The organism is Moorena sp. SIO4A1 (genome assembly GCF_010672065.1).
Lineage (GTDB): Bacteria > Cyanobacteriota > Cyanobacteriia > Cyanobacteriales > Coleofasciculaceae > Moorena.
The window spans coordinates 1-1977 of the sequence record NZ_JAAHHX010000392.1 but is presented as its reverse complement, the minus strand read 5'-3'; the positions used below and the strand labels follow the sequence as shown (position 1 = coordinate 1977).

Genomic DNA, 1977 nt, shown 5'->3' with positions numbered 1-1977 from the left:
AGGACAAAAATGCTGTCAAGATATAAAGCGAAGCTTCCTGTTCTGTTGCAACTAAGATGTCACAACTGCCAGTATCAATCGCTCAGCACTACCACGAGCGCACCAAATATGCTCCAGAAACCATATGGGTGCGGCTCTTATAGAAAGACGATAGAATGGGGAAGAGTTTTTTAACCCAAGCTGTCCTGTAGCAGTGTTTTGAGAGAAAAAACCGAAGGACTCGACAGGCGCAACCGCAGCAGTATGAGCCAGGATTAAGTCAGACATATGCAACCATCTACTAATAATGAAGACAGATTTTTTTCAGGAGCGCGAGAGCTATTTGAACAAATAGTTGATTGGCTCGGTTCAGAAACAGTGTGCGGTTTAGAGCATGGGGAATTAGAGACGTTACTACTCGAAAATGGATACGAACTATTGAGACGACTGTTACAAGGTTACTTGGATAGACGAAGTAACGACGAAATCGAGGGTGATTGTTTAGGTAGGGACGGAGTAAACAGAACCCATAAGATCAGAGGAAACAGGAAACTAACAACCATCTTTGGCACGGTCATTGCCCATCGTATTGGTTACGGAGGAAGGAAGATCACTTCCCTCAATCCATTGGATGCAGAATTAAACTTACCACCAGAACAATACTCTCATGGACTCAGGGAGCGAGTAGCTCAAGAAGTAGCCCGTTCCGGGTTTGGAGAAACAGTGGAAATCATCTCCAAAACCACCGCCGCCAAAGTTGGTAAGCGTCAAGTTGAACAATTGGCTTATAAGAGCGCTTGTGACTTTGACTCTTTCTACGCTCAGCAACAAGCACAATCGGTTGAAGGAAAACACACAGGAGAAATAGTAGTAATTACTGTTGATGGAAAGGGTGTTGTGATGCGTACACAAGACCTACGTGCCGACACCCAAAAACGAGCACTTGCTTCTTCGAAAAAATTAAATAAACGATTAACTAAAGGGGAAAAGCGCAATGCCAAACGTATGGCAACAGTAGCTTCAGTTTATACTATTGACCCCTTGGTTCGCACACCTGAGCAAATTGTCAATCCCTCTGAATCAGACCAAAACATCAAACGACCTCGACCAATGGGCAAGCGTGTTTGGGCAAGTTTAGAAAAAGAACCATACCAGGTGATCACAGAAGCATTTGATGAGGCATTGCACCGCGACCCCAATCAACAAAAACACTTTTGTGCTCTAGTCGATGGCAATAAAACACAATTATTGCTGTTAAAGAAATATGCTCGTCAACACCAGCTCAATTTAACCATTGTGCTCGATATTATCCATGTAATTGAGTATTTATGGAAGGCAGCATTTGCCTTTTATGGGGATACCAGCCCCCAAGGGGAGGCTTGGGTGAGTCAAAGAATATTACTGATTCTTCAAGGACGCTCATCTCAGGTGGCAGCTGGGATGCGTCGCAGCGCCACATTACGTCAACTCAACCCATCACAACGTAAACCAGTGGATACCTGTGCCCAATATCTGCTCAATAACAGTGCTTACCTCCAATACAATGATTACTTGAAAGCTGGTCTTCCCATTGCTACCGGGGTGATTGAAGGTGCTTGTCGTCATCTGATTAAAGACCGCATGGATCTTACTGGAGCTAGATGGAGTCTTATGGGTGCTGAGGCGGTTTTACGTCTTCGCTCCCTTTATATTAGTGGTGATTGGAATGAATATTGGCGCTTTCACTTAAAGCAGGAACATAAACGTCATCACCTGGCTTTGTATCTTGATGGTATTCCTTTAATGAAACGACTCTTTCAAGCTTGTTGCTCTACTAATGCTCCTCCTACTCTTGCTATACCTGTCTAAACCTTATTCTTTGTCTTTTTAAAAGAGCCGCACCCGAATCCTATATTCCCTTCGTCGCTTTAGCAGCTTTATATATTTACCTATTTATTAATAGTATTACACCAGAATCCGCCCAAGCCTTATCCAATCCTCAGTTAGCCGATATTGCCC

General features: G+C 43.7%; 2 protein-coding genes and 1 pseudogene. 2 read left to right on the top strand and 1 reads right to left on the bottom strand.

Annotated elements, in window-relative coordinates:
* Positions 1 to 51: 51 nt before the first annotated feature.
* Positions 52 to 267: a hypothetical protein gene (locus tag F6K53_RS38625; protein ID WP_293085130.1), complete on the bottom strand. Its 216-nt coding sequence runs from the start codon at positions 265 to 267 to the stop codon at positions 52 to 54.
* On the opposite strand from F6K53_RS38625, the gene F6K53_RS38620 reads away from it, so the two are divergent.
* Positions 268 to 1827, top strand: coding sequence for an ISKra4 family transposase (locus F6K53_RS38620; RefSeq protein WP_293068947.1), 1560 nt, complete (start codon positions 268 to 270; stop codon positions 1825 to 1827).
* Positions 1828 to 1862: 35 nt separating this feature from the next.
* Positions 1863 to 1977, top strand: a pseudogene (locus tag F6K53_RS38615) (DUF4281 domain-containing protein); the annotation flags it as partial.